The organism is Desulfosalsimonas propionicica, from assembly GCF_013761005.1.
In the GTDB taxonomy this organism is placed as follows: Bacteria; Desulfobacterota; Desulfobacteria; order Desulfobacterales; family Desulfosalsimonadaceae; genus Desulfosalsimonas; species Desulfosalsimonas propionicica.
The window spans coordinates 156,944-182,522 of record NZ_JACDUS010000002.1; the positions used below are offsets into that span (position 1 = coordinate 156,944).

Here is a 25,579-nt window from a genome sequence, read left to right on the forward strand (position 1 = left end):
TATGGCAAAAATCAGATTTGAAACTGTGGAACAACTGCAGGAAAAGATCGGAGAGGAACTATCCGAGGGTGACTGGTATCCGGTCACCCAGGAGCAGATCAACCTGTTTGCCGAGGCCACTGGCGATTACCAGTGGATTCATCTGGATGAAAAACGTGCCGAAAAAGAATCGCCCTTTGGCGCCACCATTGCCCACGGGTTTTTGACCCTTTCTCTGCTCACCCGTTTGATGGGAGATACAATAGAGCTGCCGCGTGCCCAAATGACGGTCAATTATGGGTTAAACCGGGTCCGGTTTGCCGCGCCCGTGCCTGCCGGCAGCCGGGTCAGGCCCAGGATGACCCTTTTGGCAATCGATGAGGTCACCGGCGGGGTGCAGCTGACCTGGCGGGTAATCATCGAGGTGGAAGGCAGTGAAAAGCCCGCCTGTATTGCAGAAACCCTGTCCCGGCTTTATTTTGCCTGAGCACGGCCAAAGACCCCGGATCTTTTGTTTTAAATAAATCGATTTGCCGATGGCCCGTTGCGTTGGGCCATCGGCAAACCCGCATCATGGAGCGGCACAACGATATCAGCGTCCTGTTTTTCCAAGGCCGATTTCGGCCAGCACTTCCCGGATTTCGTCCAGGATGGCCGGATCATCGATGGTGGCAGGGGTTTTGACTTCCTGCTGATCGGCGATACTCCGGATGGTGCCCCGCAGAATCTTGCCTGAGCGGGTTTTTGGCAGCCGTTTAACAACAGCGGCTTTTTTAAATGCGGCCACCGGGCCGATCTGGTCACGCACCATGGCCACCACTTCCTTTAAAATCTCATCATTGCTTTTTTCCACACCGGCATTGAGCACAAGAAAACCCACGGGCACCTGGCCCTTGAGTTCATCATGGACCCCGAGCACAGCGGCCTCGGCCACATCCGGATGGCCTGACAGCACTTCCTCCATGGCGCCGGTGGACAGGCGGTGGCCGGCCACGTTGATGATGTCATCTGTTCGCGACATCACGTAGATATAGCCCTCCTCGTCGACCATGCCGGCGTCCGCGGTTTTGTAATAGCCCGGATATTCCTTGAGATAGGCGTCAATGTAGCGCTGGTCGTTTTCCCACAAGGTGGGCAGGGCCCCCGGGGGAAGGGGCAGTTTGACGGACAGGGCCCCGATTTCGCCCGGCGGCATTTCCTCGTTGGCTGCGTTCAGAACCTGGACATTCCATCCGGGAACCGCCTTGGTGGGAGAGCCGTATTTGACCGGAAAGAAGTGCAGCCCCATGCAGTTGGCGGCAATGGCCCAGCCGGTTTCGGTCTGCCACCAGTGGTCAATGACCGGAACGTTTAAATGCTTTTCCGACCACTGGATGGTGGCCGGATCAGAGCGCTCTCCGGCCAGAAACAGGATTTTGAAATTCGACAGGTCGTACTGGTGCAGCAGGTCCGCCTGGGGATCTTCGCGCCGTATAGCCCGGTAGGCTGTTGGCGCGGTAAACATGCATTTTACCTTGTGCTCGGAAATCACCCGCCAGAATACGCCGGCATCCGGGGTTCCCACGGGCTTTCCCTCAAAGAGCACCGTGGTGCATCCTTTAAACAGCGGGGCGTAGACAATGTAGGAATGGCCCACAACCCAGCCCACGTCAGAAGCCGCCCACCAGACATCATCTTCGTCAATGTCGTAAATGGCCTTCATGGTCCATTTCAGGGCCACCACGTGTCCGCCGTTGTCGCGGACCACGCCCTTGGGTTGGCCGGTGGTGCCCGAGGTGTAGAGGATATAAAGCGGATCTGTGGCTTCCACTGGCACGCAATCCACTGGATCGGCGTTTTTCATGCCTTCCTCCCAGTCCGAGTCCCGGTCCTCGGTAAGCGGTGCATGCTCCTGGGGGCGTTGATAGAGGATACAGGATTCAGGCTTGTGTTTTGACAGCCGGATGGCTTCATCCAGCAGCGGCTTGTAGGCAATGACGCGCTGGCCTTCGATACCGCAGGATGCCGAGACCATGACTTTCGGCCGGGCGTCATCAATGCGGGTGGCAAGCTCTTTTGCGGCAAAACCACCGAAAACCACCGAATGAATGGCCCCGATGCGGGCGCAGGCCAGCATGGCCACAAGGGCTTCGGGAATCATGGGCATATAGATGATCACCCGGTCGCCCTTGGTCACGCCTTTATTGGTCAGAACCCCGGCAAACCGGGCCACAATGTCGCGAAGTTCCGCATATGTGTATTTGCGTATAGTGTTTGTCACCGGGCTGTCATAGATCAGGGCGAGGTGCTCGCCCCGGCCCCGGTCATCCACGTGGAAATCCAGGGCATTGTAGCAGGTATTGATCATTCCGCCGGTAAACCACCTGTAGAGGGGCTTGTTGGAATCATCCAGCACCCGGTCCCATTTTTTAAACCAGTGGCAGTCTTCGGCAATTTCGCCCCAAAAGCCTTCCGGATCATTGAGGGAACGCTGGTAGGCCGCTTCATAGGCATTGGACATAGTACACTCCTTTTGCTTGGGGTTGGAAGTTAATGGGTGAGACGGATAACTGAATGAAGAAACACTATAGCGCAATTCAAAACAAAGTTAAAGGGCTTAAACGACGTTTTTTTTAAACAATCCGGTTTCAAAAAAACGGTTTTATTGTTTTGTTGTGTTTTACAGGATTGCGTTGATAAGATTGATGGCGCCGTAAAAAGTGCAATATCTGCGTTACGCGCAATTTCTCAGAATTTCACGTACGGCTAAGTACTCTGCATTCTTCGAAATTGCGCAAGCCTTGATCTTGAACTTTTTACGGCACCATCTGAAATCAGACTTTTACGGTGCCATCAAGATTGGATTGCACAAAATAATCCGGAGGATCAATGATTCATGACAAACGCATCACTCACTTTGCCGGCATATTACCCGAATCCGGCCAATACGTGCTCTACTGGATGCAGCAGGCCCAGCGCACCCGTTGCAACCACGCCCTGGAATTTGCGGCCAAAAGGGCAAATGAGATGAACAAACCCCTGGTGGTGGGATTTGTGCTGCTGCCCAAATTTCCCGGGGCCGGATACCGGCACTATCGGTTCATGCTCCAGGGTCTGGCCCAGGTGCAGCAAGATCTTGCAAAATTGGGCATTGGCTTTGTCATGGAAACTGCAGATATGGTTTCCGGTGTTTGTAAACTGGCTGAGAATGCCGCGTGGGTGGTCACGGATTCCGGGTATCTCCGGATTCAGCGGCAATGGCGCAACCAGGTCCAGCGCCGGCTGGCATGTCCCTTTTCTATCATTGAAACCGATGTGGTGGTGCCTGTGGCCGCAGCATCGGATAAGCAGGAGACGGCTGCCCGCACCCTTCGTCCGCGGATCATGAAAAACCTGGATGCGTTTCTTGATTTTGCAGATCCGCCCGGAATTAAAATCCGCGGCCAATGTCCCCTTGAGCCGGCTTTGGATATTGATCCTGAAAAGGTCTGCACAGGGCTGGGCTACAAGCAAAGCCTTTCTGATGCGTCTGTTTTGTTTACAGGCGGCCAGGGCCGGGCCCGGGACCGGCTTTCTGTGTTTATTGCCGAAAAACTGGCCCATTACCCGAACCGGGCCAGGGACCCGGCAGCCGGCTGCCAGTCGGATCTGAGCCCGTATCTCCATTTCGGCCAGATTTCGCCTGTTGATATTGTTTTGCAGGTGCGGAATGCAGACGTTGCCGAACCGGCCAGGGCGGCGTTTATTGAACAGCTGGTGGTGCGACGGGAACTGGCGGTCAATTTTGTATGGTACAATTCCGGTTATGACAGCTACGGGAGCGCCGTGCCGGCCTGGGCACAAAAAAGCCTGGATGCCCACACACATGACCCACGTGTTTATTTGTATAGCCCGGAGCAGTTTGAAGCCGCACAAACCCATGACCCGTACTGGAATGCCGCCCAGGCCGAAATGGTGGTCACCGGCAAAATGCACAATTACATGCGCATGTACTGGGGCAAAAAGATCATTGAATGGTCAAAAACCCCGGAATCGGCTTTTGACACCATGCTTTGGCTAAACAACAGGTATGCGTTAGACGGCCGGGATCCCAACGGGTTTGCCGGGGTGGCCTGGTGTTTCGGCCGCCATGACCGGGGCTGGAAGGAAAGGGAGATCTTTGGCAAGATCCGGTATATGAATGCATCCGGCCTGGAGCGCAAGTTTCAGATAGCAGCATATGTCAAAAAGTATCTGCCCTGACACACAACCGGCCGCAGACGCCCCGGGGCCAAATGTTGCCTTGACGGCGGACCGAAAACAGGGTTATAAAATCGGTGTTTCATTTAATGAGCAACCGTTTCATCAGCCAGGGAAAGCGAAAAAACACCATGCCCAAAGTTGGAATGGAGCAGATCAGGCGGGAGCAGGTCATTTCGGCCACACGCAGATGCATCGTGGAAAAGGGGGTGCTGGAACTTTCCATCAAGGACGTGGCCGCAGAAGCCGGGGTGAGCACCGGGGTGATCTACCATTATTTTAAAAACAAGCAGGATATCCTGCTACAGGTTTTAAAGGAAACCTTCCGCAAATCCAACGACCAGGTCATGCAGACCATGGCTCCCCTGGATTCATCAAAGGACAAGCTGTTTGCCCACCTGGAGAATATTACGTTTGTACCCGTGGACAATCCGGATTTTTTTCTGCTGCTGATCAATTATTTTGCCCAGGCCCAGAACAATCAGGAATGTGCCGATATTATTAAGAAATTTTATCGCAACCTGCGTTCATTTATCACCCAATATTTGCAGCAGGGCGTGGAAACCCATGAACTGGAACCTGAACTCACCGAACAGTTGCCGGTAATCCTGCTGGCCCTGGGGCTGGGACTGGGCATGATGCAGACCCTGGATCCGGATTCTTTTGATATGGCCAAAATGGAATCCGCCCTGAAAAAAATTTGTGAAAACGCCTTTGACCTGACCGGCAGAAACAAATAAACGTGTCAGCCGCCTTGCCGCGTCAGGGCCTCTTCGATTTTCTCCTTTTGAAATCCAATCACCACTGTATCACCGATCACCAGGGTCGGAAACGAGGCCCCGGGATTGATGCGGCGCAAATGCCGCAGGGTATCGTTTCGCTCCGCGCCCGAAAGCATGTCCACGGAAACGGTTTTAAAGCGCAGATTCCGGTTTTCGAGGTACTGCTTTGCCCTTTTGCAGTGCGCACAGTGCTGAAGTGCGTAGAGGGTGATTGGCGGTTCCATTTTTTTCCCCTGTCCTGTGTCAGAATGATCCGGAATGCGTTGAATGGCAAGTTTTGTCGGCCGGCGGCAAACCCGGCCCGGACGGTGCAGTTTTGGCAGAGCCGTCCGGGTTCCGGGCTTCTTCGGCCGGTTTTGGGACTTACAAGGCGTTTTTGTAAATGCCAATGACCTCTTCAAGGTTTGGGCATCTGGGGTTGGTAAGGCCGCAGGCGTCTTTCTGAGCGTTTTCCGCCATAATCTGCAGGTCTTTTTCCTTCACACCCAGGGCGGCAAGGCCTGATGGAATGCCGATGTCCGTCGAAAGGGTTTGGATGGCTTCGATGGCTACATCAGCGGCATCCCTTATCGAAAGCCCGTCAATGTTTTCGCCCATGGCAACGGCAATGTCGGCAAACCGGCTCATTTTTGCAATCAGGTTAAACCGGCTCACATGGGGAAGCAAAATCGCGTTGCAGACGCCGTGGGGTAGATCGTAAAATCCGCCGAGTTGATGGGCCATGGCATGCACGTGGCCAAGGCTGGCGTTGTTAAAGGCCATGCCCGCAAGGTACTGGGCATAGCACATCCGGTCCCGGGCTTCCATGTCCTCTCCGTTGGCCACCGCCGCCCTGAGGTACTGGGATACAAGTTCGATGCCCTTTAACGCACAGGCGTCCGTGACCGGGGTGGCGGCGGTGGACACGTAGGCCTCCACTGCATGGGTCAGGGCATCCATTCCGGTGGCCGCGGTCAGGGCCGGGGGCATGCCCACCATGAGCAGGGGGTCGTCTATGGCAACGTTTGGGGTGACCCGCCAGTCCACAATGGCCATTTTTACCTTGCGGCTGGTGTCAGTAATGATGCAAAACCGGGTCATTTCGCTGGCGGTACCTGCGGTGGTGTTTACCGCGATAAACGGCGGCATGGGTTTTGTGGATTGGTCCACTCCCTCGTAATCTCCGATATTGCCGCCGTTTGAGGCCACGATTCCGATGCCCTTGCCGCAGTCATGGGCACTGCCCCCGCCAAGGGAGATGATCAGGTCGCACTTTTTGTCCTGAAACACTTTCAGGCCTTCATGAACGTTGTTATCCGTGGGGTTGGCGTGGGTGTTGTCATAGATTACGGCATCCACACCGCAGTCGCTTTTGATCACATCTGCCACCTGCTGTGCAATGCCTGCGGCCACAATGCCTTTGTCCGTGCAAATAAAGGGTTTTTTCCCGCCAAGGGTGTTGACCTGGTTGCCGATTTCCTTGTAGGACCCGATACCCATGAGGGTGACGGTGGGAATGTAGAATCCATAGACTTGTTCTTGTACGGTCATGATAACCTCCTTTTAAGTTAAAAACATCGTTTATAAAAATTTTCATTGTTCCTATCGCAAATACCGGGCCAACCGGGTGCGGCAATGTTAGAAAAAACTGCTACATTGTATGTATGTTGTTGAATAAGCGGTGAAATAAGGTTATTCTCCAAATTCCGGCGCAAAAAAGCACGGCATGGATATTTGTGATCTTGTCTGATAAAGCCGGCATTATGGGTTATTGTGACCCGGAAACGGACGCGGTCCGGGGTCATGATGACCCGGAAAAGCAGGGGAAGCAAAACAGGTTGCAATTTTTTTGGGGTTTTTGTTTTTTTTGAAACCGGCACGGGTTTCGCACCCGGAAACACCGTATACTCAACAATATGGTAACAAATATGGATGTTCGCAAATTTGCCGTTCCGGAAATTTTATTTGGCGCCGGCAGCCTGGAATATGCCGGACTGTGCGCCAGGCGTTTCGGGGCGGAAAAGGTGTTCCTGGTCAGTGACACGGGCCTGGAACAGGCCGGGTGGGTGGCGCAGGTTCTTGAAATCCTGAGAGGTCAGGGCCTTGACTGGCATTACTTCAACGACATCACCTCCAACCCCCGGGATTTCCAGATTGTCGAAGGCGCCCGGAGCTATCTTGAAGCCGGATGCGACGTGGTCATGGCCATCGGCGGGGGAAGCCCCATGGATGCGGCCAAGGGAATTGCCATGCTGGCCTCCAGCGGCGGCCGGGTCCAGGATTATGAAGGGGCCAACCGGATTCAGCGGCCGCTTCCACCCATGGTGTTTATGCCCTCAAACGCCGGAAGCGGAGCGGATATCTCCCAGTTTGCCATTATCACCGACGTTGAGCGGCAGGTCAAAATGTCGATTATCAGCCGCACCCTTGTGCCCAATATTTCGGTTATCGATCCGCGGGTGCTGACCACCAAGCCCGTTGATCTGATTGTATCATCGGCCATTGACGCCCTGTCCCATGCCATAGAATCTTATGTGTCCAATCTTGCCTCTACCCTGACCGAGATCCATTCCCTCAAGGCCATTGATCTGATCATGACCTGGCTGCCATGCGCCATTGAACAACCAAACCTGGACAACCTGGAAAAACTCGGCACTGCCAGCACTCTTGCGGCGATGGCGTTTAGCAACACCAGCCTGGGAATGGATCATGCGCTGGCCCATTCCCTGGGCGGCAAACTCGATATCGCCCACGGATTGATCCATCCGGTGCTGCTGCCGCCGGTCATGCGGTTTAACATGGCTGCATGCCCCGCCAAGATGGTCGATATCGGTCAAATTGTGCTTGGCCACCGGCTGGAGACCCATGAGGCCACCGCCCTTGCAGGGATTGAAAAACTCGAGGCTTTTTTTGCCGGGTTAGACGTGTCCACGCGCCTTGGCCAGATTATTGGTGACAAACAATCCCTTGAAAAGCTCTGCCGGATGGCGGCCAGGGATGTCTGCCTGCTGACAAATCCCAGGGATGCTACAGTGGCGGATATGCTCAATATTTGCAAGGAGGCCTGGTAATGCCAAACAAGCCCGGCCTGGAAGACATTGTCGGTATCGGCCATTCAAAACTGGGGTTCTTCAAGGAGCTGCAGCACAAGATCGAGGAGCTGAACCGCTCTAACATGGAATTAACGCGCCAGCGCAAACATGTCCAGGCCATCGTTGACGGAATTGCAGACATTGTGGCCGTGATTTCAACGGATTACCGGATCCGCTCAGTCAACCACAGCTATTATGATATTTACTCCGGTGATGATCCTGCCGGCCGGCATTGTTATGCGGTTTTTCGGGCCCGGAAACGGCCTTGCGCGCAATGCGCCTTAAAAGACGCTCTTGAAGCCAACGCGGTGCGCCGGCAAAGCGCCATTGTTTCAGTCAACGGTGAAAATCGTCATTTTGAGATTACTGCATCGCCATTTGGGCAGACCGACGGGCTGCCCGGTGAGATCATCGTTGTCAAGCGCGATGTGACCCGTGAAAAGGAACTGCGGGCCAAGTATTACCATGCCGAAAAGATGGCCACCATCGGCCTGCTCGCCGCGGGCGTGGCCCATGAGATCAACAATCCGCTAACCGCCATCCAGGGATTTACCGACGGACTGCGGCGGCGTATGGAAAAACTGGCTCCATATATCCGGGAAGAAACGGTTAAAGAGGATTTCAACGAATATCTGGGCATCATTCGCGATGAATGCAGGCGTTGCAGCGACATTGTCCGGAGCCTGCTGACCTTCAGCCCCAGAAGCAGTGCAGAGTTCAGCCCGGTCGCTCTCAATCGGGTTATTGACAATGTGCTGCGAATCATCCAGAACCGGTTAAAGCAGCAGCCCGGCCTGAAAATCGACCTGGCGTTAGACGAAAATCTCCCGCAGGTAAGCGGCCTGCCCGAAGAACTCACCCAGGTGGTTCTCAATTTGGTGTTAAATGCCATGGACGCCATTGCTGACCGGGGAACCATTACCGTCAGAACCGTTTTTACCCCGGAAACCCATCGGGTCAGCGTGGAAGTGGCGGATACCGGCTGCGGCATTGCCCCGGAGAAACGATCCAAGCTTTTTGAGCCCTTTTATACAACCAAGCCAGTGGGAAAGGGCACCGGCATCGGACTGTCCACCTGTTACCACATCATCGGGGCCCATGCCGGGGAAATTGCCGTTGAAAGCACGCCCGGCACCGGCTCTGTATTCCGGGTAAATCTGCCGGCATCAAAACAAAGCGCGCAGGAATCATGAATTTTGATGATACCATAAAACTTCTGATTGTGGATGACGAGGCCTCCATTAGAAGGCTCATTGAAAAGGAGATAGGCTCTGAAAGGCGCATTGTCACTGGTGTTGAAACCTTGGCCGCGGCAAGGACCGTCATGGAAAAGCAGCAGTTTGACGTGGTGATCCTCGACATCCGGCTTCCGGACGGCAACGGCATGGACGTGCTTGTTGAACTCCAGGAAACCGCCCCGGAAATCCAGGTCATTGTCATCACCGGCCACGGAGACGTGGACAATGCGGTCCAGGCCATGAAGACCGGGGCATATGATTATATCACCAAGCCATTTGATCTGCAGCGCCTGGAAATGATTGTGGAAAAGGCATCCCAGCGCTGCCGGCTCCACCGGGAAAACCGGATGCTGCGGCAGGCCAGCATGGAAAATCCCCCCACAAGAATCATCGGGTCCTCGCCGGCCCTCGACCGTGTGCGTTACCTGATCGGTAAAGTTGCGCCCACCGAGACGCCGGTTTTGCTCACTGGTGAAAGCGGCACGGGAAAAACCATGATCGCCCGGCTGATCCACGAGTTAAGTGCGCGTAAGGACCGGCCCCTGATCACCAAAAACTGCGGCACCCTGCAGAAGGATCTGATGCGAAGCGAGCTGTTCGGCCATCGCAAAGGCGCCTTCACCGGAGCCTCCGAGGCAAACGAGGGGCTGCTGGCTTTTGCCGGCAACGGCACGCTTTTTTTAGACGAAATCGGCGAGCTTTCCCTGGAGGTTCAAAGCGGGCTTCTGCGGGTGATCGAAAACAAGACCTATCGCGGGATTGGGGAAAAACAGGAGCGGCACGTCAATATCCGGTTTATTTTTGCCACCAGCCGGGATCTGCACAAAGAAGTGAGAACCGGGAATTTTTCCGAGGCCCTGTACCACCGGTTAAACGTATTTGCTGTTCATCTGCCCCCGTTGCGCGAACACAAGGAGGATATCCCGCTGCTGGTGGAAACCTTTCTTACCCGGGCCGGGGGTGAGGGGCGGCGGGTGCGCATCAGCGATCGGGCCATGCAGTGCCTCATGGCATACGACTGGCCGGGAAACGTTCGCGAAATCAACAACGTGCTGGAGCGAAGCATGATTCTGGCAGAAGGCGATTTGATCACCGAGGCGGCTTTGCCCCTGGAACTGGTGCACAAAGCGCCTGCGGCAAAAGGCAGCGATTCCTTCCAGAGCCTTGAGCAAATCGAGCGCCAGCATATCTTAACCGTACTAAATTATACAAACGGCTGCCGTACCCGGGCGGCGGAAATTCTGGGCATCGGCCGAAAGACCCTTTACCGGAAACTGCAATCCAAGCAATAACCCCTTTTACAAAGCCCGAAAATGGACCATTTTCATGTTTGCCGCAGCATGCGGCGCAGGATTTTTCCAACGGCGTTTTTGGGCAGACTGTCGCGGAATTCCACGGTTCTGGGGACCTTGAAAGTGGCCAGGTGAGCTTTGCACAAGTCAATGATTTCCTGCTCCGTGATCCGGTCCTTGTATTCGGGTTTGGGCGCGATTACCGCCTTGACGGTTTCGCCCCGGTAGGTGTCGGCAATTCCCACCACTGCAGCTTCGGCCACGCCCGGATGCCGGTAGAGCACGTCCTCGACCTCCACCGGGGCGATATTGTAGCCAGAAGCCACGATCAGATCCTTGATCCGGTCCACAAAGTGGACAAAATCGGCTTCATCCACATAGCCCCGGTCCCCTGTGTGAAACCAGCCGTTCGGCATAAATGCGGCAATGGTTTCCGCTGGCTTGTTCAAATATCCCCGGGCCAGCTGAAGGCCCCGGTAGCAGATCTCGCCTTCCTGGTTCCGGCCCACGATGTTTGCTTTTTCATCCACGATTTTGACCTCGGAAAATACGGGTATGCCGATGGCATCATCTTTTTCCTTGATGCCGGGAATGGAGATGATCCCTCCGCTGTTGGTTTCTGTCATGCCCCAGCCGTTGACCAGTTTCACCCCGGTTGTCTCCTGCCACCTGTTTTGCACGGCCACGGGCACAGGTGCGCCGCAGCCGATGGTCACAGCCAGGCTGGTGAGATCATGGGAGCCGATCAGCTCCGGGTTGGACATCATGGCAATAAAAAACGTGGGTGGCGCAAAAATCACGTTTACCTTGTTGGTTTCAATCAACCGGAAGGCATCTGCCAGATCAAACATGGGAACGGGAATCACCGTTCCGCCCTGGTAGAGGGTGGGCAGGAGGTGGAGAAAATAGCCGGCTGTGTGAAACATGGGCATGATGGAAAAGTTGACCTCATGGTCTCCCCAGGCCCGGAACGCATGGGTGTGGGTCAGGGAATTGAACACGAGGTTGAAATGGGTTTCAATGACCCCTTTGGATTTGCCCGTGGTTCCGGCGGTGTAGAGCAGCAGGGCGGTTTCGGTCCTGGCATCCACGGCCGCAGGTGCTGTCAGGGGCCTGTATTTTTCAATGGTGCTGAAAAAATCCAGGGCGCCCGGTACCCGGCTTTTGGGGATGTCCCAGAACATTTTCAATGTATTGGACACCACCGCGTCATCTGCTGCCCAGTCCCGGATGTGGGTGGTGATGACCTGCTTGAGGGTATTGTCTTCAACCAGGGGCTGCACCCGGTCTGCAAGCAGATCCAGGATCAAAACGGCCCTTGCGCCGGCATCCCGGATCTGGTAGGCGACTTCTTCAGCCTGGTACATGATGTTGACGGGCGTGTGTACGGCCCCGATCATGGCGGCTCCGTAAAAGGCAATGATATGCTGGATGCTGTTGGGCAGCATGGCGGCCACCACATCGCCTTTTTCAATGCCCAGGTCTTTTAACAATGCGGCATACTGGCCGATCATGCGCTGTAATTGCCGGTAGGAGGCGGCCTTGTCCAGAAAAATCACCGCTGTGTCATCTCCGCGGTTTGCAGCAGTGCGGGAAAACAGTTCATAAATGGAAATTTCCGGAACCGGCGGCATGGCTTCGAAAAACCAGGTGGGATGACTGATAACATAAGCGTCTTTTGGCGCGTATGCCAGGCCTTCGTCAAGCCACGCTTCCGGGTAGTTCATCTGCCGGTAGCAATGATAAAGGGCCGTGTCAAAAAAAGCGCTTCCTTGTTGAAACCTGGGGGGCATCTGAGCTGTCATCCGGGACCTCCTTTGCAAGGTGGGTGTCGCACAGGGATCAATCGTTGATTTTGCCTTTAAACATTGTTTATATATGTATATAGGAGTTTTTGGCCGGGCACAAATGTTTTGATTTGGTCAGTAACAAATTATTTTTTCTATCCATTTTTTTCATTGTGCTTAAATTGTTGTCCATCAGGGAAAATGGGTATAGGGTAAAAAACTTTTAATCCCTGCCCGCATGCATACAGCCTGATTCATTGCTGCATGCGGGATGTGAACATGGATGAAAAATGCAGACACCTGAACCCGGAAAGGCCTTTCCGGCCAGACGCAAATAATTGGAGAGATTCTGCCATGACCGATACGCCAAAGGATGAACAGAAAAAAAGCCTTGTGGATTTATTTACAAAAGAGGAGCTCAAGACTTTTTTTCTCCGATACCTGCTGGTTCTCGGCGGCATTGAAGTGGTGATTTTCCTTGCCGCATTTTTTTCCATCCTTGAGCCCTATCCCAGCCCCTTTCCATGGCGGGAGTATTTTTATGCCGCTTTTACCATTCCCATCGGCATCACCTTTATGCTCGGCATTGTGATCATTGCCTTCAATACCTATTATTTCAGGGACAGCGGCCATTTTGACGGGCTGAAGTCCTCTCTTGACGAGGATGAAGCCACGGCATTTCAAAAACGAAAAATGTTTTTAAACCTGTCCTGGCAGTTTCAGTTTTTGCTCTTTCTGCTGCTTTTGGGCTTGTGTGCCCTGATCATGTTTCACTTAAACGACATATTGGCACTGATGGGCAATGCCGGAGAAAAGGCGCTGAACGCCGTGCTGATTTTTGCCGGGATTTTGCTCACAGCTGTGGTGCTGCTGGGTTTTCTTTTCCTCTGGCTTCATTACAAGCTGCGCAAAAAGAAAATGGAAGACGCCCACCAGTACAAGTGCGAACTCATGAGCCAGGCCGGCATGCTGCTGCTTGATGACAACACGGTTATTGACAGCCAGGGAAACGTCATCCACCAGCCAAAGCAGCCCCATGGAAAAACCGAATCCGTAAAGGCTGTCGGATCCGGGGATGTTTCCCTGCTGCCCCGTGTTTCCGGCCGCAACCGGAACCCGGACTGAGAGTGGTTTCGGGCGTAATGTTATTGGGCTGAAAGTGCAAAAAGTTCAGAAATATCCCGGACTGCCATTTCCGATTCCAGGCCCTCCACCTTGACCGCGTCTTCGAGCATGGTCAGGCAGTTGGGGCAGGCCACGGCCAGGATGTCTGCGCCCGTTTCCCTGGCCTGGCGGACCCGGATCCGGGCCGGACTGTCCGGGCTTGCGCCCAGAAGGTCTGTGTAATAATTGCCGGCGCCCCCGCCGCAGCAAAGGGCGCTTTTACCGCTTCGCTGCATTTCAGCAATCCGGGCGCCGGCCACAGCTTTCAGCACTTTTCTGGGGGCCTTGTATTCGTTGTTCCAGCGGCCGAGAAAGCACGGATCATGGAAGGTAATGCAGGCCCCGTCTAAACGGGGTGCCCGGAGCCGGCCCTGGCCGATCAGGTCGGCGAGTATCTGCGTATAGTGATATACTTCAACATCTGCGCCCTGCTGCGGATACTTGTTTTTTATGACATTAAAGGAATGGGGAGAGAGGGTGATGATTTTTTTCACTCCGCGTCTTTTAAAGGTTGCGATATTTTTTTCCGCCAGCAATTCAAATAGGCCGTCTTCGCCCATCAGGTCCACTTCATTGCCGTCATCGGTTTCTTCATTGCCCAGCACGCCAAAAGAGACCCCGGCAGACTGCAGCACTTGCGCCACAGACCGGGCCGCCTGCTGCGCCCGGGTGTCATAGGCGCCTTCACTGCCCGTAAAATAGCAATACTCCTGGTCGGCATAAGGCTCCACAGACAGGTCCCCGGCCCAGTCGCCCCGCTTTTTGGCCCCGAGCCCATATGGATTGCCGTGAAGCTGGACATTTTTTAAGTAGTCTTTGACCGGCGGGGGCAGCAGCCCGAGCTCCACCATTTCGTTTCTGGCCGCCACCACCATGTTGATGATTTCATCTGAAAATGACAACGGGCATTTTTCCTCGCAGTTTTTGCATGCCACACAGGAATAAACAATGTCTGCAAGATGCGGAGACCACTGGATTTCGCCGGTGACCCAGGCCCGGATCAGCCACAGGCGGCCGCCGTTGGAATAGCTCTCCAGCCGGTGGCGGGCATAGGCCGGACAGTTGTCCACGTCCGCCCAGTCCTGGGGGAATTTGCAGTAGCCGCAGCGAAAGCAGCGGTGAATGATATCCATGTATTTGTATTGTGCAAGCGCCATCAGGCCACCTCCCAGTTTCCGGGGTTCATGATGCCGTTGGGATCCAGCAGGGTTTTGACCTTTTTCATCATTTCCCGGGTATTGGCATCCATTCGATCCATTACCAGCTTCTGACCAAAGACTGCGGGTTTCCAAAGGGTGCCGCCCATTTCCAGCACCCTTTCATCGGTTTCGTGCAGGGCCTGGCGGGCATGGCTGACCGTGTCGTTGTCAGCCCGGTTAAATGCATAGGTCCAGGAAAACATCATGCTGTGGCCGCAGCCCACCACCCGGCCCAGCACCGTGTAGGGTATTTCGTGTCTGGCCGAGATTTCCACGCCGAGCCGAAATCCTTCCGGATAAAAGCCCACAGGCACAATGGCGCCCACGTATTCAAACCCCCCGCCTTTTCGCCAGTCCGAGGTCTTGCTCACCACAGGACGCTCGATGTCCTGACCGGCCGCACCAATGCCGCCGGTGCCTTCCTGGATGTATTTGGCCAGATTTTGATCAAAGATGAGCTGGCGCTTGAATTCCAGTTCCTCCCGGGAGTCGCCGGCAAGGTTGATTAAAATGTAATGAAGCCGGTTAAACGGGGGCGGGATTTCCTGGCTGACCACCACCAGGTCCTCGGCCATGCCCACGTGGGTCAGTTTAAACAGGATTTCCGGGACCAGGTTTTCGTTTTCCACCACAAAGACATCCTGCTCCTGGATTTTTTTGCAGGGAAACAGACGAAGCGATACTTTGGTGATAATGCCGGTGCAGCCGCTCCAGCCCATAAACAGGCTCAAATCCGGCAGGGGGCGCAGGGTATACCATTGATTTCCCAGGGCACAGGAGCCCATCCGGCAGATTTCGCCCGTGGGCAGCACCACTTCCAGGCCGTTGATCATATCTGAGTTAAATCCATAGGGATGGGCCAGATCCCCCTGGCCGTGAATGGCCAGGTTGCCGCCGATGGTGGCCGCAGGCGGGGCACCGGGTTCGGAATGCATCAGGTGCGGAGCGTTTTTGTGTAGATACGAGGTAACCTTGCCGTGGGAAACCCCGGCTTCCACCACCATGTAGCGGCCCTGTTCATTAAGCTCCAGGATTTGGTCCATGCGTTTTAAGTCCAGGGTGATGCCCCCGCGCAGCGCAAGGGCCAGGCCGGCCAAAGACATTCCCCCGCCCAGGGGCACAACCGCCAGTTTCTGCTCATTGGCCATTTCAACGATCCGGCTGACCTCATCTGCGGTTTTGGGTGCGGCCACATACTCAGGCCACCGGGGTTCAGAGGTGCCCAGGTCCTTGGAATACGTAAAGAGTTCCTCGGTTTGTTCGGAGACATAATCCTCGCCGACGATATCGGCCAGTGCACGATAAACAGAGTCCATATGCATCACCTTTCTTACGCGGGTTGCTCGCCGATTGCCATGCGGCACAAATCACTCATCCAGATGGGCATGATGCCGTTTTCGGCCACTTGTTTGCCGATGGTCTGCATGCAGGCCGGGCAGTTGAATATACAGAGCTCGGCGCCGGATTCTTTCATGTCCTCAATGTTTTTCTTCTGCTGGTTTAAGCAAAACCGGCGGGAATCGGGCGTCTTCTGGGCCAGGATGGTGCTGCCGCAGCAAAGCGCGTCTTCATCCCGATATTGCCGCCGGACGTGCTCAACCCCGATGAGGTCGAATATTTTGTCCACAAACCGGTGTTTGTCAGAAGACAGCCGCGATGAGCAGGGCCGCTGGTAGGCCACCTTGTAGTTTAAGGGTTTGATTTCATCCCTGAGTTCGGTCAGGCGGTTGTATAGATGTTCAAATAAGTGGATGGAAGAAAACGGCACGTCCATGCCCCAGGCCGGAGCAAAGGAGGTGTAGGTTCCATAGCATTCATCATGGAAATGGACCACTTCCGTGGGTTTGTGCGCGGCAATGGTGGCCATGACTTTTGGCAGCCGGTCCTTGATCACCGAAGTCCGGGCAAAATGCAAATACATGAGCTGGCAGAAATAATGGTGCATTTTGCGGCTGTCCGTGGAAATCAGGGTCAGGCCTTCAAACAGTTTTCCCTGGGCCAGTCGGATCAGGGGGCTGAAGACCCCCATGTTGAGCACCGGGCCGTTGACTTCATGGATTTCCGGATCACCCCGGAAGGCAATGCCCATCTGGATGCCTTGCTTGACAATGGGCTCGGGCAGGGGGGCAATGCCGAGTTCTTCCTGGCGGCTGACAATCAGGTAAAAGGGATGATTGGCCATGGGACAGTATTCTTCGCAAGCATAACAGGTCCGGCAGTCGTGCAAAACCCGGGTGTCTGTGCCGTTGATCAGGTTTTGGATTTCCGTCCCGGCTGCTTCTGCATCCAGGTCCATGTACTGGCACCGGGTCAGGCAGTCGCGTGTTTCGCAGGCCAGGCACTTTTTTTCATCAAAGTCCAGCTGCAGCATAAAACCTCTCCTGGTTACGGGTTGCAGGGGTGTTGATTTTACCGGCTGTTTGTCTTTCAGGCAAACCGTGCCGGCCGGGAAAATGTCAATGAATGCGGGTTGACCGGTTTGCAGAATATTATTAGCATTTGTTCAAAATGTTTTCAATGGATGGATTGGGTCAATCTTTTTTCGTTTTTTTATTTCAGGTGTTTATTTGAACGGTAGATAACGTTACGTTATTGCCGTAAACACCCGGTTCATAATGTTTCCAATTCTGGCGGGGGTATCGGCCAGTTGTCTGAAGTAATTCTATATTTAATCATTTTTTCAGGGCAACAAAGACGTTGGTATAAAAATTGAAACCTTTCAATCCTTTTTCCAGTAGCACGGAGCCCGGTGGCTCAGGAATAATTAGCAGCGCAAAGGAGGATTGAAAATGAATCAGACAGATGTATTGGTCGTCGGCGGCAGTGCCGCGGGCATTGTTGCCGCCGCCACGGCAAAGTCCTTTCACCCGGACAAGCGGGTGATGCTGGTGCGCAGGGAAAAACAAGTGCTGGTGCCCTGCGGCATCCCCTATATGTTCGGCACCCTGGAAAACAGCGACAAAAACGTCATTCCCGATGCCAATCTGGAAAATGCCGGTGTGGAACTGGTGGTCAGCGAGGTGGACGCCTTTGATCCCGAGCAGCAGATATGCACGTTTTCCGACGGTTCACAGATCGGGTTTGAAAAACTCGTGCTGGCCACCGGTTCAGTGCCGATCAAGCCGGGCTGGCTCAACGGCCTGGATTTTGACAACGTGTTTATTGTGCCCAAATCCAAGCGCTATCTTGACAGCCAGATGTCCACACTGGCGGGTTGCCGGAAAGTGGTGGTTATCGGGGGCGGTTTCATCGGCGTGGAACTGGCTGACGAAATCGCAGCAAACGGCCGGCAGGTAAGCATTGTTGAACTCCAGCCCCATGTTTTGAGCCTGGCCTTTGATGATGAACTCTGCACCCGGGCCGAAAAGGTCCTGACCCGGCGCGGAGTTGAGCTCAAATGCGGTCAGCGCGTGGTCCGCATTGAAGGCAGCGACCGGGCCGACGGGGTGAAACTCGATTCCGGGGAAGTGATAGATGCCGATGCGGTGATTTTATCCGTGGGCTACCGGCCCAATTCGGATCTGGCCCGGCAGGCCGGACTCAAGTGCAATGAAATGGGTTTTATCAAGGTCAATGAGTATATGCGCACAGAGTACAAAAATATTTTTGCCGTGGGCGATTGTGCTGAAAAATTCAGCTTTATCACCCGTACCCTCAAGGGTACGATGCTGGCCTCCACCTCAGGGGCAGAGGCCCGGATTGCCGGGATGAATCTGTATCAATTGTCCACGGTTCGCACCTTTCAGGGCACCATTTCCATTTTTTGCACCGCTATCGGACAAAACGCCTTTGGGGCCGCTGGTGTGACCGAAAAACTGGCTGCTGAAAGGGGCTTTGCAATTGTCACAGGGTTGTTTGAAGGTGTGGACAGCCATCCCGCCACCCTTCCGGATGCCCGGCCCCAGTTGGTCAAACTCATTGCCAGCATGGATTCAGGGACCCTTCTGGGCGGAGAGGTCGCGGGCGGCAAGTCCGCAGGGGAACTGACCAATCTCATCGGTTTTTTGATTCAAAACCGCATGACCGTTGACGGGATTCTCACCTCCCAGATCGGCACCCATCCCCTGCTGACCGCTTCGCCTACGGCGTATCCGCTGATTAAGGCAGCAGAGGCCATTGCCAAAAAAAGAAAGACGGTTCTGGCATAGCATGGCTTTTTTCTCTGGCGCTCTTTTTTGACAATCCCGGAAAACCGTATATCTTTTCTCTATGAAAAGGGAAAGGTTCATGGCTTTTCTCTATAAACCCAAACGGTTTTTCCGGGAGGTTGCAATGGAACGAAAGGATTTGAAAAAACTGCTTGCCAGTCTGGGTGTGGCCAGCCTGATCAGCATGGGCGGTGTTGCATTGCCGGGGGCGAATGCAGGCTCCGGCTGAGGCGCCAAACATGGTGCCGGCGGCACTGAGGACCATCAACGGCCGTCAGCCGGCTCCGGCTGAGGCGGCAAAGCCGGAAGCGCTGGCAGCGCTGAAAAGGTAAAACAGCAGGAGCAGACGCAGCAGGAAAAACATGCCGACCAGATGCGGCAACAGGCGGAAGAAAAGGCAGAGCAGGCCAGGGAAAAGGCCAAACAGGGCCAGGACAAAGCCCGGGAGGCAGTTGAGGAAAAAACAGAGAAAAGCGGCCTGAACAAAAGCGAGTAATCATCCGGGATGCATGAAATCTGCAAAAATCTGTTTGCATTCCCGTGAAATTGGATCCACAGTCCCGGGCCGGCGGTCTCTTTGCGCCGGCTCGGAATCCTTGTGCCGGATGGCGGATTGACAAAAATACCCATCACCCAAAAAACATCAGACAGCATAGCCGGCGCACAGTATCCGGCCTGCCTGTCCCTGTGTCCAAACCTGCAGGCAACTGCAGACCGGGGCGCGTGTCTTTCCGAATATTTGCAAAATCATCCGGAGCAATGCAAAAATTATCCGTTTTTGCCGGATCTGGCGGCGATTGAGGAAGCTGTCGGACGCCTGCAGGCGTGCGGGTCGGACTTGCCGGAAGCCGTGAGCGCCCGCATTGTTAATCCTTTTTTCGAAGTTGTGGAAGTTAATTATCTGAATTTCGAACTATTTATTTCTGATCTATCCTGCCGGCCCGCTGCCGGAAAAGCCCACGTGTTGATCTGGATCGGGCCAAAAGGCCGCAACATCCGGGTTCAGACTGCAGATGCCCGGGATCTTCTGGCGCTGAAGCTTGTGGAAGAAGACATTGATTCGCGCACTGCCGCAGCCGAAGGCGGTGTGAGTGTAGGCGCAATTGACGATGTGCTTTGGGCCGCCGAGCAAAAAGGGCTTCTGATAGGCCCTGAGCCGGGAATTTGCCGGCCCGCGGATTTTCCATCAGGAGAGATTGCGGATTTTCAATATTTCATCTCACCGAGTTTTACCCTTCAATGGCATCTCACCCAGGCCTGTGATTTAAACTGCCGTCACTGCTATGACAGAAGCGACCGGGAACATATGCCCCGGTCTGCCGCCCGGCGGGTGGTAGAGGATCTTTATGATTTTTGCAGCCGGCATCATGTGTTTGGCCAGGTGAGTTTTACCGGCGGCAATCCCATGCTGTATCCGTATTTTGATGAGGTTTATCAGGCGGTTGCCAGCCGCGGCTTTATGACCGCAGTGCTGGGAAATCCCATGCCCCGGTCCAGGATTGAAAAATTGGTTGCCATGCAGATGCCCGAATTTTACCAGGTCAGTCTTGAAGGAACCCGGGCCCACAATGATTATATCCGGGGACACGGCCATTTTGACAAAACCCTTGAGTTTCTGGCGCTTCTCGGAGAACTGGGAATCTATCGCATGGTCATGCTGACCTTGACCCGGGAGAATATGGATCAGGTATTGGATCTGGCTGATCAGCTGGAGGGCAGAACCGAGCTGTTTACTTTCAATCGCCTGGCAGCCGTGGGGCAGGGCGCCCGGCTGGCTTCAGTGGATCCGGGTGAATATGCCGGATTTCTGGAGCGCTACATGGCGGCGGCAGAAAAAAATTCCTGCATGGGGTTTAAAGACAATCTGTTTAACCTGGTCCGCAGGCAAAAGGGCCTGGCGCCGGGGGGCGGGTGTACGGGTTTTGGATGCGGGGCAGCATTTAATTTTGCCGCTTTGCTGCCGGACGGGCAAGTGCATGCCTGCCGCAAGTTTCCGTCGCTGATTGGCAATATCTATCAACAGAGCCTGGAAGAAATTTATCACAGCCCCCGGGCCGGCCGTTACCGAACCGGATCCGCGGCTTGTGCAAAATGTCCGATTCGTCCGGTTTGCGGCGCCTGCCTGGCTGTTGTTTACGGCGCGGGCGGCGATGTTTTCAATGATCCCGATCCCTGCTGCTGGGGTTGTGGGAATTAGGTTTGTGACCAGAGCGAGCAGCAGTTGCGGCCCTGGTGCTTGGCCGTGTACAATGCCTGATCTGCCTGCCACAGCAGTTCGCTTTTGGGCAGGGGTTCGTCCGGACTCATCCGGGTGATGCCCACACTCATGGTGACCGAAAGTTTTTTTCCCTTGTATTCCACCTTCATCTCCGCCAATTGGGCACACAACCGGTCAAGAATTTGAAATCCTTTATCCACCGGGGTTCGGGAGAGAATGAGAACAAATTCCTCTCCGCCGTAGCGCGCCACCACGTCGGATTTGCGGATGTTTTCGGTGAAAAACCGGCCCACTGAACGCAAAACCTGGTCTCCGGCAGCATGTCCGTGCGCGTCATTGACGGCTTTGAAATGATCCAGATCCACCATGGCCAGGATGCTGGTATGGCCGTAGCGTTCTATGGCGGCCATTTCCCGGTCCATGGCCTCCTGGAAACTCTGGAAATTGCGCAGCCGGGTCAGGCCGTCACGGTATGCCAGGCGGCTGAGCGTGCCGATATGTTCCTCCTGTTTCTGCACCTTGCGCGTCAGGCCAAAGGAAAGGTTGAACAACTCCTTTTTGCTTTCCTCCAGAATTTTCAGATAATCCATGGAAGAGTCCCGCTCAAGCTCGAAAAAGGGAAGCAAAGGATCGATCTGATGAAAAGCCTGGTTCAAAAGGTCTTCGAGCTTTATTGTTTCCGACATGCCGTAGTGCTCCAGCAGGTCTTTGACCAGGGCCAGCTGAAGTGCGGAGTTGTCTTCATACAAAAAAACAAATATTTCATCTGCCAGATGCAGAATGCGGGTGCGGTCCCGGTATCTGCTGTCGCTGGTCTCAAGGCTGTCAGGGTAATGGTGGTGACTCACCGGAATGGCAAATCCCGCCGGCAGCCCCCATTCGGTCAATAAAAAAGCACCGATTTCCATATGGCTGCAGCCGAAGATTTCGTTTTCCGCGTGATGCAGCAGCATGTCCTGGGAATCTGTTTTTTCCATGACCATGGCGTACTGCTGCGGCCGGCTCTGGGCCAGAACCAGCATGCCAATGTTGTGGAGCAGGCCCAGCAGGTACATGTCCTCGGCATCACCGGAAAGCACCTGTTTTGCCATCAACCGGCTGACAACGGCACATATCAGCGATTTTCGCCAGAAACGGGAATAATCCAGCCGGTTTTGGCTTTTTTTAAACAGGTTGATCAGGGAAAAGCTCAGGGCGATATATTTCAGGGATTCCTCCCCGAGCAGGTTCACGGCATGGGGAAGATTGGTGATTTTGCGGGAAAGACCGAAAAAAGGCGAGTTGACAACATTTAGCACCTTGGCCGAAAGGGGCGGATCCATTGCAAGGATCTCGGCGAGCTGATGCATGGAGGTGTCCGGGTTTTTGATATTTTCCAGAATCCGGAGGGCCACATGGGGCAATGCCGGCAGATCATCCAGGCTGCAGAGTTCTTTTGACAGATTTTCAATATGTTGTGCAGACATTTGTATCCTATTCGATTATGGCATTGATCAGGGTCCCGATTTTGTCAATTTCTGTTTCCAGCCGGTCGCCGGGTGAAAGAAATACCGGTGGTTTGCGGGTAAAACCGACACCGCTGGGCGTGCCGGTTAAAATCACCGTGTCGGGCAGCAATGTGGTGTCTTCTGAAAGATATGCGATCAGCTCGGATACGGCAAAAATCATGTCCGAGGTATTGCTTTGCTGCATGGTCTGTCCGTTTACCCGGCAGCTGATGCCAAGGCTGTCCGGATCCGGCAGTTCGTCTGGTGTGACCATCACCGGTCCCAGGGGACAGAAGGTGTCAAAGCTTTTGCCGCGAACCCACTGGCCGCCTCCGGCATGCTTCTGCCAGGACCGGGCGGAAATGTCATTTCCAATGGTGTAGCCCTTGACATAAGACAGGGCGTCGCCGGGGCCGACATTTTTGGCCGGCCGGCCGATGATCACGGCCAGTTCGGCTTCATAATCGGTCTGGGCCTTTTTCCTGCATGATTCGGGCAGTACAACGGGCTGGCCGTGACCGGTGGCAGCTGCCGGATTTTTCATGAACATTACCGGGTATCGGGGCAGTTCCAGCCCGGTTTCCTTTGCATGCTCCCGGTAATTGAGCCCGATGCAGATAATGGCTGCCGGCTGTACAGGGGCAAGGAAGCAATGGATTGCGCGCAGCTGGCCGGTTGGTTCATAGCCTTTGTCGCCTGCCGCAATCACTTCCGTTGCCATGCCGTCTGCCGGATTGGTGCCGAGCCGGACAATGCCTTCATTATCTGTGAATCGCAGTATTTTCATTGGTGGTCCGTTGTGCCGTGCGCGTTTTTTAAAATATGCGCCTTTTCCATATCATTGTGCTACTTGCAATTGCAAGCCAATCCTTGATGGCGCCATAAAAGTCCAATATCTGCGTTATGCGTGATTCCCCAGAATTCCACGTACGGATAACTACGCTGCATTCTTCGGCAATCGCGCAAACCTTGATCTTGAACTTTTCACGAAACCATAAATCCTTATCGGCTATTCAAAGGTTTGGCAGCGCTGTCCCGCAGTCAATGGTATGGCCAACCGCCTGCAAGGGGCCGGGGACCGGCCCTACACCCCGGCCCACACGGCAAACACCGGGTCGGATTGGGGCATGTCCGGGTAATATTTATCTGTTTCAGGCCGGTCCCAGCCCCGGAAGGAAAGGGTTGCGGGGTTGGAAAATTTTTCAGACTGCAGAAAATATTCCTTTACCAGGCCCATGCGCTCAAACTCGTGAAGCTCGGTCCACAGCCGAATGGCTTTGGGCGGGAACCACCGGTTGGAAAATGTCTGGATCATAACGCCCCCGGATCTGAGCACCCGGGCGGCGTCTTTGAATACAGACATCGGAGAGGTAAGGTATTCCACGGATGCCGTGCAGAGAATCAGGTCAAAACTTTGGTCGTCAAAGGGCAGGCGCGGGTCCTTGTTGAGGTCATGCACAAAGTAATCGGTTAACCGATCATTTTTTGCAAGTTCCGCTTCATTCATTCCCAGGCCGGTCATTTTTTGAAAATCAGTTGATTGATCAATATGGGACTGCCAGCTGCTCATCAGGTCCAGCACGTGCATTTCCGGGGTGATGAACCGGCTGTAGATTGCAGATATGGTTTCAATGGCCCGCTGGTCCAGATGCTGTACCAGCCTGGGGTTTTCATAAAATGCGGCATCTTCTGTCTCATCGGTGCGGCAGAAGGCCCTGTCATGAAAAAAGTCCGTGGGCATGCCCTGGCATCGGGCCTGCATGCCCGGACCGCTGGCAATTTCGTCCATGAGCAGCCGGCAATTGCCGCCCCGGTCAAAGGGTTTGTCATAGATGGTGTGTACCCGGGCTGTGATTTCCAGGTCGTATCCGGCCAGGGAATGATTGAAATCAATGTCCACGCTTTTTTCATCCACCCCGGTACAGCGCATGGGCGCAACATTCTGGGGAAACACATTGTAAACCCCCCTGAGCACGCCACGGGGATAAAATCGGCCGAATGCCGGCACAGCCCGGGTTTCATCAAAATTTTTCCGGTCTGTGCGGATTTTTTGATCTGGATCAGGGGCGGCGATCACTTCGCCGGTCGCAAACCCAAAGGTTTTTTCATCTCCGGTGCCGGCTCCCATGAGTCCTTCATAGATGGCATCGGGCAGCAGATCGCGCCAGAAATTGACCATGACCAGGGTACTGTCCGTGTGTTCTGCCTCACGGCTGATCCAACGCATTTGAAATTCAATATCTGCCAGGCTGTTTTGGTTTATCTCATTCATATCCGCGGCTCCGGTTGCGGTTTGTCATTTCCTCTCTGCCCCGGTCTCCCGGGCCACATCCCGGTCAAAATCCGCGTTTAACCACGCGGGCCCCGCTTCCGGGTATTTTTCCAGGAAAGTTTTAATAATAAGATCCAATGGGACATCTGCAAATTCGCCGCGCTCATTTACATATTCCATGTGCCGGTTGCCCGCAAGATCAAAGGGGTGGTAGATGGAATCGGCTGTTGCGTCAAACTCCAGGGGCTTTAGGGAAAATTTTTGGCACAGCTCAATGTTGAAAGCCGGTGTGGCCTTTACCCATTGGTCGTTTACGTAAATGGAGGTATACCCGTGCCAGTAAAATACATCGGTTTTCATGCGCTCTCGTAGCCGCTTTGTGGAAAGATGGTTTTTCACGTCCGCAAATCCCAGCCGGGCCGGGATGCCCAGGTGCCGGCAGCAGGCAGCCAGGAGGACGGCCTTTGCAACGCACCATCCGCGCTTTTGCGCCAGGGTGGTCGATGCGCACAGGCCGTCGATGGTGAGCACAATGGCATAGGGATCATAATAGATGCTGTCGCGCACCGCGTAATAAAGGTTCACCGCCTGTCTGACCGGATCACTGGTGCCGCCGGATTTTTCCTGGGCAAAAGCAGCCACTGCCGGATGATTAAAATTCATAAACGCTGTGGGCTGCAGGTATTGCTCCATGTTTGAACGAGGGTTCATAAAAAATCTTCCT

At 54.4% G+C, this 25,579-nt stretch carries 22 protein-coding genes; 11 read left to right on the forward strand and 11 right to left on the reverse strand.

All coding sequences use genetic code 11. The features are described 5' to 3' along the window. Position 1: 1 nt before the first annotated feature. Positions 2–466: a MaoC family dehydratase gene (locus HNR65_RS04115; RefSeq protein WP_181550198.1), complete on the forward strand. Its 465-nt coding sequence runs from the start codon at positions 2–4 to the stop codon at positions 464–466. A 105-nt stretch (positions 467–571) separates the two neighbouring features. On the opposite strand, the gene HNR65_RS04120 is transcribed toward HNR65_RS04115, so the two are convergent. After that, a complete protein-coding gene (locus tag HNR65_RS04120) occupies positions 572–2,554 on the reverse strand; it encodes a propionyl-CoA synthetase (protein WP_269750849.1) in 1,983 nt (660 codons plus the stop codon). Between the two features lie 293 nt (positions 2,555–2,847). Between HNR65_RS04120 and HNR65_RS04125 the strand changes: the two genes are divergently transcribed. Both HNR65_RS04125 and HNR65_RS04130 read left to right on the forward strand, forming a co-directional pair. Then, positions 2,848–4,200, forward strand: a complete 1,353-nt coding sequence (locus HNR65_RS04125) for a deoxyribodipyrimidine photo-lyase (protein ID WP_181550200.1) — start codon at positions 2,848–2,850, stop codon at positions 4,198–4,200. An 86-nt stretch (positions 4,201–4,286) separates the two neighbouring features. Further along, entirely contained in the window at positions 4,287–4,937 is a 651-nt protein-coding gene (locus HNR65_RS04130) for a TetR/AcrR family transcriptional regulator (RefSeq protein WP_220128284.1), read from the forward strand. Positions 4,938–4,942: 5 nt separating this feature from the next. On the opposite strand, the gene HNR65_RS04135 is transcribed toward HNR65_RS04130, so the two are convergent. Together HNR65_RS04135 and HNR65_RS04140 are read right to left on the reverse strand one after the other, a co-directional pair. After that, positions 4,943–5,203 (reverse strand): glutaredoxin family protein, encoded by a 261-nt coding sequence (locus tag HNR65_RS04135; protein WP_181550201.1) that lies wholly within the window; start codon positions 5,201–5,203, stop codon positions 4,943–4,945. A 139-nt stretch (positions 5,204–5,342) separates the two neighbouring features. Then, complete coding sequence (locus tag HNR65_RS04140; protein WP_181550202.1) at positions 5,343–6,509, reverse strand: iron-containing alcohol dehydrogenase; 1,167 nt, start codon at positions 6,507–6,509, stop codon at positions 5,343–5,345. Between the two features lie 377 nt (positions 6,510–6,886). On the opposite strand from HNR65_RS04140, the gene HNR65_RS04145 reads away from it, so the two are divergent. From HNR65_RS04145 to HNR65_RS04155, 3 genes are read left to right on the forward strand one after another with little or no spacing between them, the layout of a single operon-like run. Beyond that, the gene (locus HNR65_RS04145) at positions 6,887–8,029 is read left to right on the forward strand and encodes an iron-containing alcohol dehydrogenase (RefSeq protein ID WP_181550203.1); all 1,143 of its coding nucleotides are present in this window, start codon (positions 6,887–6,889) and stop codon (positions 8,027–8,029) included. Continuing rightward, entirely contained in the window at positions 8,029–9,243 is a 1,215-nt protein-coding gene (locus tag HNR65_RS04150; protein WP_181550204.1) for a two-component system sensor histidine kinase NtrB, read from the forward strand. The genes HNR65_RS04145 and HNR65_RS04150 overlap by 1 nt, the downstream gene beginning before the upstream one ends. Further along, complete coding sequence (locus HNR65_RS04155; RefSeq protein ID WP_181550205.1) at positions 9,240–10,580, forward strand: sigma-54-dependent transcriptional regulator; 1,341 nt, start codon at positions 9,240–9,242, stop codon at positions 10,578–10,580. The genes HNR65_RS04150 and HNR65_RS04155 overlap by 4 nt, the downstream gene beginning before the upstream one ends. A 32-nt stretch (positions 10,581–10,612) precedes the next feature. Here HNR65_RS04155 and HNR65_RS04160 read toward each other — a convergent pair whose 3' ends face one another. After that, positions 10,613–12,385, reverse strand: coding sequence for a class I adenylate-forming enzyme family protein (locus HNR65_RS04160; protein WP_181550206.1), 1,773 nt, complete (start codon positions 12,383–12,385; stop codon positions 10,613–10,615). A gap of 336 nt (positions 12,386–12,721) precedes the next feature. Between HNR65_RS04160 and HNR65_RS04165 the strand changes: the two genes are divergently transcribed. Next, on the forward strand, positions 12,722–13,492 hold the full coding sequence (locus HNR65_RS04165; protein ID WP_181550207.1) for a hypothetical protein: 771 nt from the start codon (positions 12,722–12,724) through the stop codon (positions 13,490–13,492). A 20-nt stretch (positions 13,493–13,512) separates the two neighbouring features. Here the strand turns inward: HNR65_RS04165 and HNR65_RS04170 are convergent, their stop codons facing one another. From HNR65_RS04170 to HNR65_RS04180, 3 genes are read right to left on the reverse strand one after another with little or no spacing between them, the layout of a single operon-like run. Beyond that, positions 13,513–14,688 carry a (Fe-S)-binding protein gene (locus HNR65_RS04170; RefSeq protein ID WP_181550208.1) on the reverse strand — a complete coding sequence of 392 codons (1,176 nt, stop codon included), beginning with the start codon at positions 14,686–14,688 and terminating at the stop codon, positions 13,513–13,515. After that, positions 14,688–16,046, reverse strand: a complete 1,359-nt coding sequence (locus tag HNR65_RS04175; protein WP_181550209.1) for an FAD-binding oxidoreductase — start codon at positions 16,044–16,046, stop codon at positions 14,688–14,690. Before HNR65_RS04175 ends, HNR65_RS04170 begins: the two co-directional genes overlap by 1 nt. A gap of 14 nt (positions 16,047–16,060) precedes the next feature. Then, positions 16,061–17,101, reverse strand: a complete 1,041-nt coding sequence (locus HNR65_RS04180; protein WP_181550210.1) for a heterodisulfide reductase-related iron-sulfur binding cluster — start codon at positions 17,099–17,101, stop codon at positions 16,061–16,063. Positions 17,102–17,519: 418 nt separating this feature from the next. On the opposite strand from HNR65_RS04180, the gene HNR65_RS04185 reads away from it, so the two are divergent. The 4 genes from HNR65_RS04185 to sbtM all read left to right on the forward strand — a co-directional run bounded on the left by HNR65_RS04185 (position 17,520) and on the right by sbtM (position 21,075). After that, positions 17,520–18,878, forward strand: coding sequence for an FAD-dependent oxidoreductase (locus HNR65_RS04185; protein ID WP_181550211.1), 1,359 nt, complete (start codon positions 17,520–17,522; stop codon positions 18,876–18,878). 79 nt (positions 18,879–18,957) lie between these two features. Further along, the gene (gene sbtA / locus HNR65_RS18295; RefSeq protein WP_435051284.1) at positions 18,958–19,107 is read left to right on the forward strand and encodes an SbtA family thio(seleno)oxazole RiPP natural product precursor; all 150 of its coding nucleotides are present in this window, start codon (positions 18,958–18,960) and stop codon (positions 19,105–19,107) included. Positions 19,108–19,251: 144 nt separating this feature from the next. Next, positions 19,252–19,374: a hypothetical protein gene (locus HNR65_RS18120; RefSeq protein WP_269750850.1), complete on the forward strand. Its 123-nt coding sequence runs from the start codon at positions 19,252–19,254 to the stop codon at positions 19,372–19,374. A 117-nt stretch (positions 19,375–19,491) separates the two neighbouring features. Next, on the forward strand, positions 19,492–21,075 hold the full coding sequence (gene sbtM / locus HNR65_RS04195) for a thio(seleno)oxazole modification radical SAM maturase SbtM (protein ID WP_181550212.1): 1,584 nt from the start codon (positions 19,492–19,494) through the stop codon (positions 21,073–21,075). Here sbtM and HNR65_RS04200 read toward each other — a convergent pair. The 4 genes from HNR65_RS04200 to HNR65_RS04215 all read right to left on the reverse strand — a co-directional run bounded on the left by HNR65_RS04200 (position 21,072) and on the right by HNR65_RS04215 (position 25,566). Continuing rightward, positions 21,072–22,562 (reverse strand): sensor domain-containing diguanylate cyclase, encoded by a 1,491-nt coding sequence (locus HNR65_RS04200; RefSeq protein WP_181550213.1) that lies wholly within the window; start codon positions 22,560–22,562, stop codon positions 21,072–21,074. The genes sbtM and HNR65_RS04200 overlap by 4 nt on opposite strands. Before the next feature lie 7 nt (positions 22,563–22,569). Then, entirely contained in the window at positions 22,570–23,370 is an 801-nt protein-coding gene (locus tag HNR65_RS04205) for a fumarylacetoacetate hydrolase family protein (RefSeq protein ID WP_181550214.1), read from the reverse strand. A gap of 297 nt (positions 23,371–23,667) precedes the next feature. Further along, positions 23,668–24,855, reverse strand: coding sequence for a methyltransferase domain-containing protein (locus HNR65_RS04210; RefSeq protein WP_181550215.1), 1,188 nt, complete (start codon positions 24,853–24,855; stop codon positions 23,668–23,670). A gap of 24 nt (positions 24,856–24,879) precedes the next feature. Beyond that, a complete protein-coding gene (locus tag HNR65_RS04215) occupies positions 24,880–25,566 on the reverse strand; it encodes a transglutaminase-like domain-containing protein (protein WP_181550216.1) in 687 nt (228 codons plus the stop codon). Between the last annotated feature and the right edge of the window lie 13 nt (positions 25,567–25,579).

Coding starts and splice junctions, on each gene's coding strand:
- HNR65_RS04170 (WP_181550208.1), bottom strand. CDS start 14,688: ATGGCGCTTGCACAATACAAATACATGGATATCATTCACCGCTGCTTT.
- HNR65_RS18120 (WP_269750850.1), top strand. CDS start 19,252: ATGCGGCAACAGGCGGAAGAAAAGGCAGAGCAGGCCAGGGAAAAGGCC.
- HNR65_RS04155 (WP_181550205.1), top strand. CDS start 9,240: ATGAATTTTGATGATACCATAAAACTTCTGATTGTGGATGACGAGGCC.
- HNR65_RS04145 (WP_181550203.1), top strand. CDS start 6,887: ATGGATGTTCGCAAATTTGCCGTTCCGGAAATTTTATTTGGCGCCGGC.
- HNR65_RS04165 (WP_181550207.1), top strand. CDS start 12,722: ATGACCGATACGCCAAAGGATGAACAGAAAAAAAGCCTTGTGGATTTA.
- HNR65_RS04185 (WP_181550211.1), top strand. CDS start 17,520: ATGAATCAGACAGATGTATTGGTCGTCGGCGGCAGTGCCGCGGGCATT.
- HNR65_RS04135 (WP_181550201.1), bottom strand. CDS start 5,203: ATGGAACCGCCAATCACCCTCTACGCACTTCAGCACTGTGCGCACTGC.
- HNR65_RS04130 (WP_220128284.1), top strand. CDS start 4,287: ATGAGCAACCGTTTCATCAGCCAGGGAAAGCGAAAAAACACCATGCCC.
- HNR65_RS04115 (WP_181550198.1), top strand. CDS start 2: ATGGCAAAAATCAGATTTGAAACTGTGGAACAACTGCAGGAAAAGATC.
- HNR65_RS04125 (WP_181550200.1), top strand. CDS start 2,848: ATGATTCATGACAAACGCATCACTCACTTTGCCGGCATATTACCCGAA.
- HNR65_RS04215 (WP_181550216.1), bottom strand. CDS start 25,566: ATGAACCCTCGTTCAAACATGGAGCAATACCTGCAGCCCACAGCGTTT.
- HNR65_RS04180 (WP_181550210.1), bottom strand. CDS start 17,101: ATGCTGCAGCTGGACTTTGATGAAAAAAAGTGCCTGGCCTGCGAAACA.
- HNR65_RS04175 (WP_181550209.1), bottom strand. CDS start 16,046: ATGGACTCTGTTTATCGTGCACTGGCCGATATCGTCGGCGAGGATTAT.
- sbtA (WP_435051284.1), top strand. CDS start 18,958: ATGGCTTTTCTCTATAAACCCAAACGGTTTTTCCGGGAGGTTGCAATG.
- HNR65_RS04160 (WP_181550206.1), bottom strand. CDS start 12,385: ATGACAGCTCAGATGCCCCCCAGGTTTCAACAAGGAAGCGCTTTTTTT.
- HNR65_RS04150 (WP_181550204.1), top strand. CDS start 8,029: ATGCCAAACAAGCCCGGCCTGGAAGACATTGTCGGTATCGGCCATTCA.
- HNR65_RS04140 (WP_181550202.1), bottom strand. CDS start 6,509: ATGACCGTACAAGAACAAGTCTATGGATTCTACATTCCCACCGTCACC.
- HNR65_RS04210 (WP_181550215.1), bottom strand. CDS start 24,855: ATGAATGAGATAAACCAAAACAGCCTGGCAGATATTGAATTTCAAATG.
- HNR65_RS04205 (WP_181550214.1), bottom strand. CDS start 23,370: ATGAAAATACTGCGATTCACAGATAATGAAGGCATTGTCCGGCTCGGC.
- HNR65_RS04200 (WP_181550213.1), bottom strand. CDS start 22,562: ATGTCTGCACAACATATTGAAAATCTGTCAAAAGAACTCTGCAGCCTG.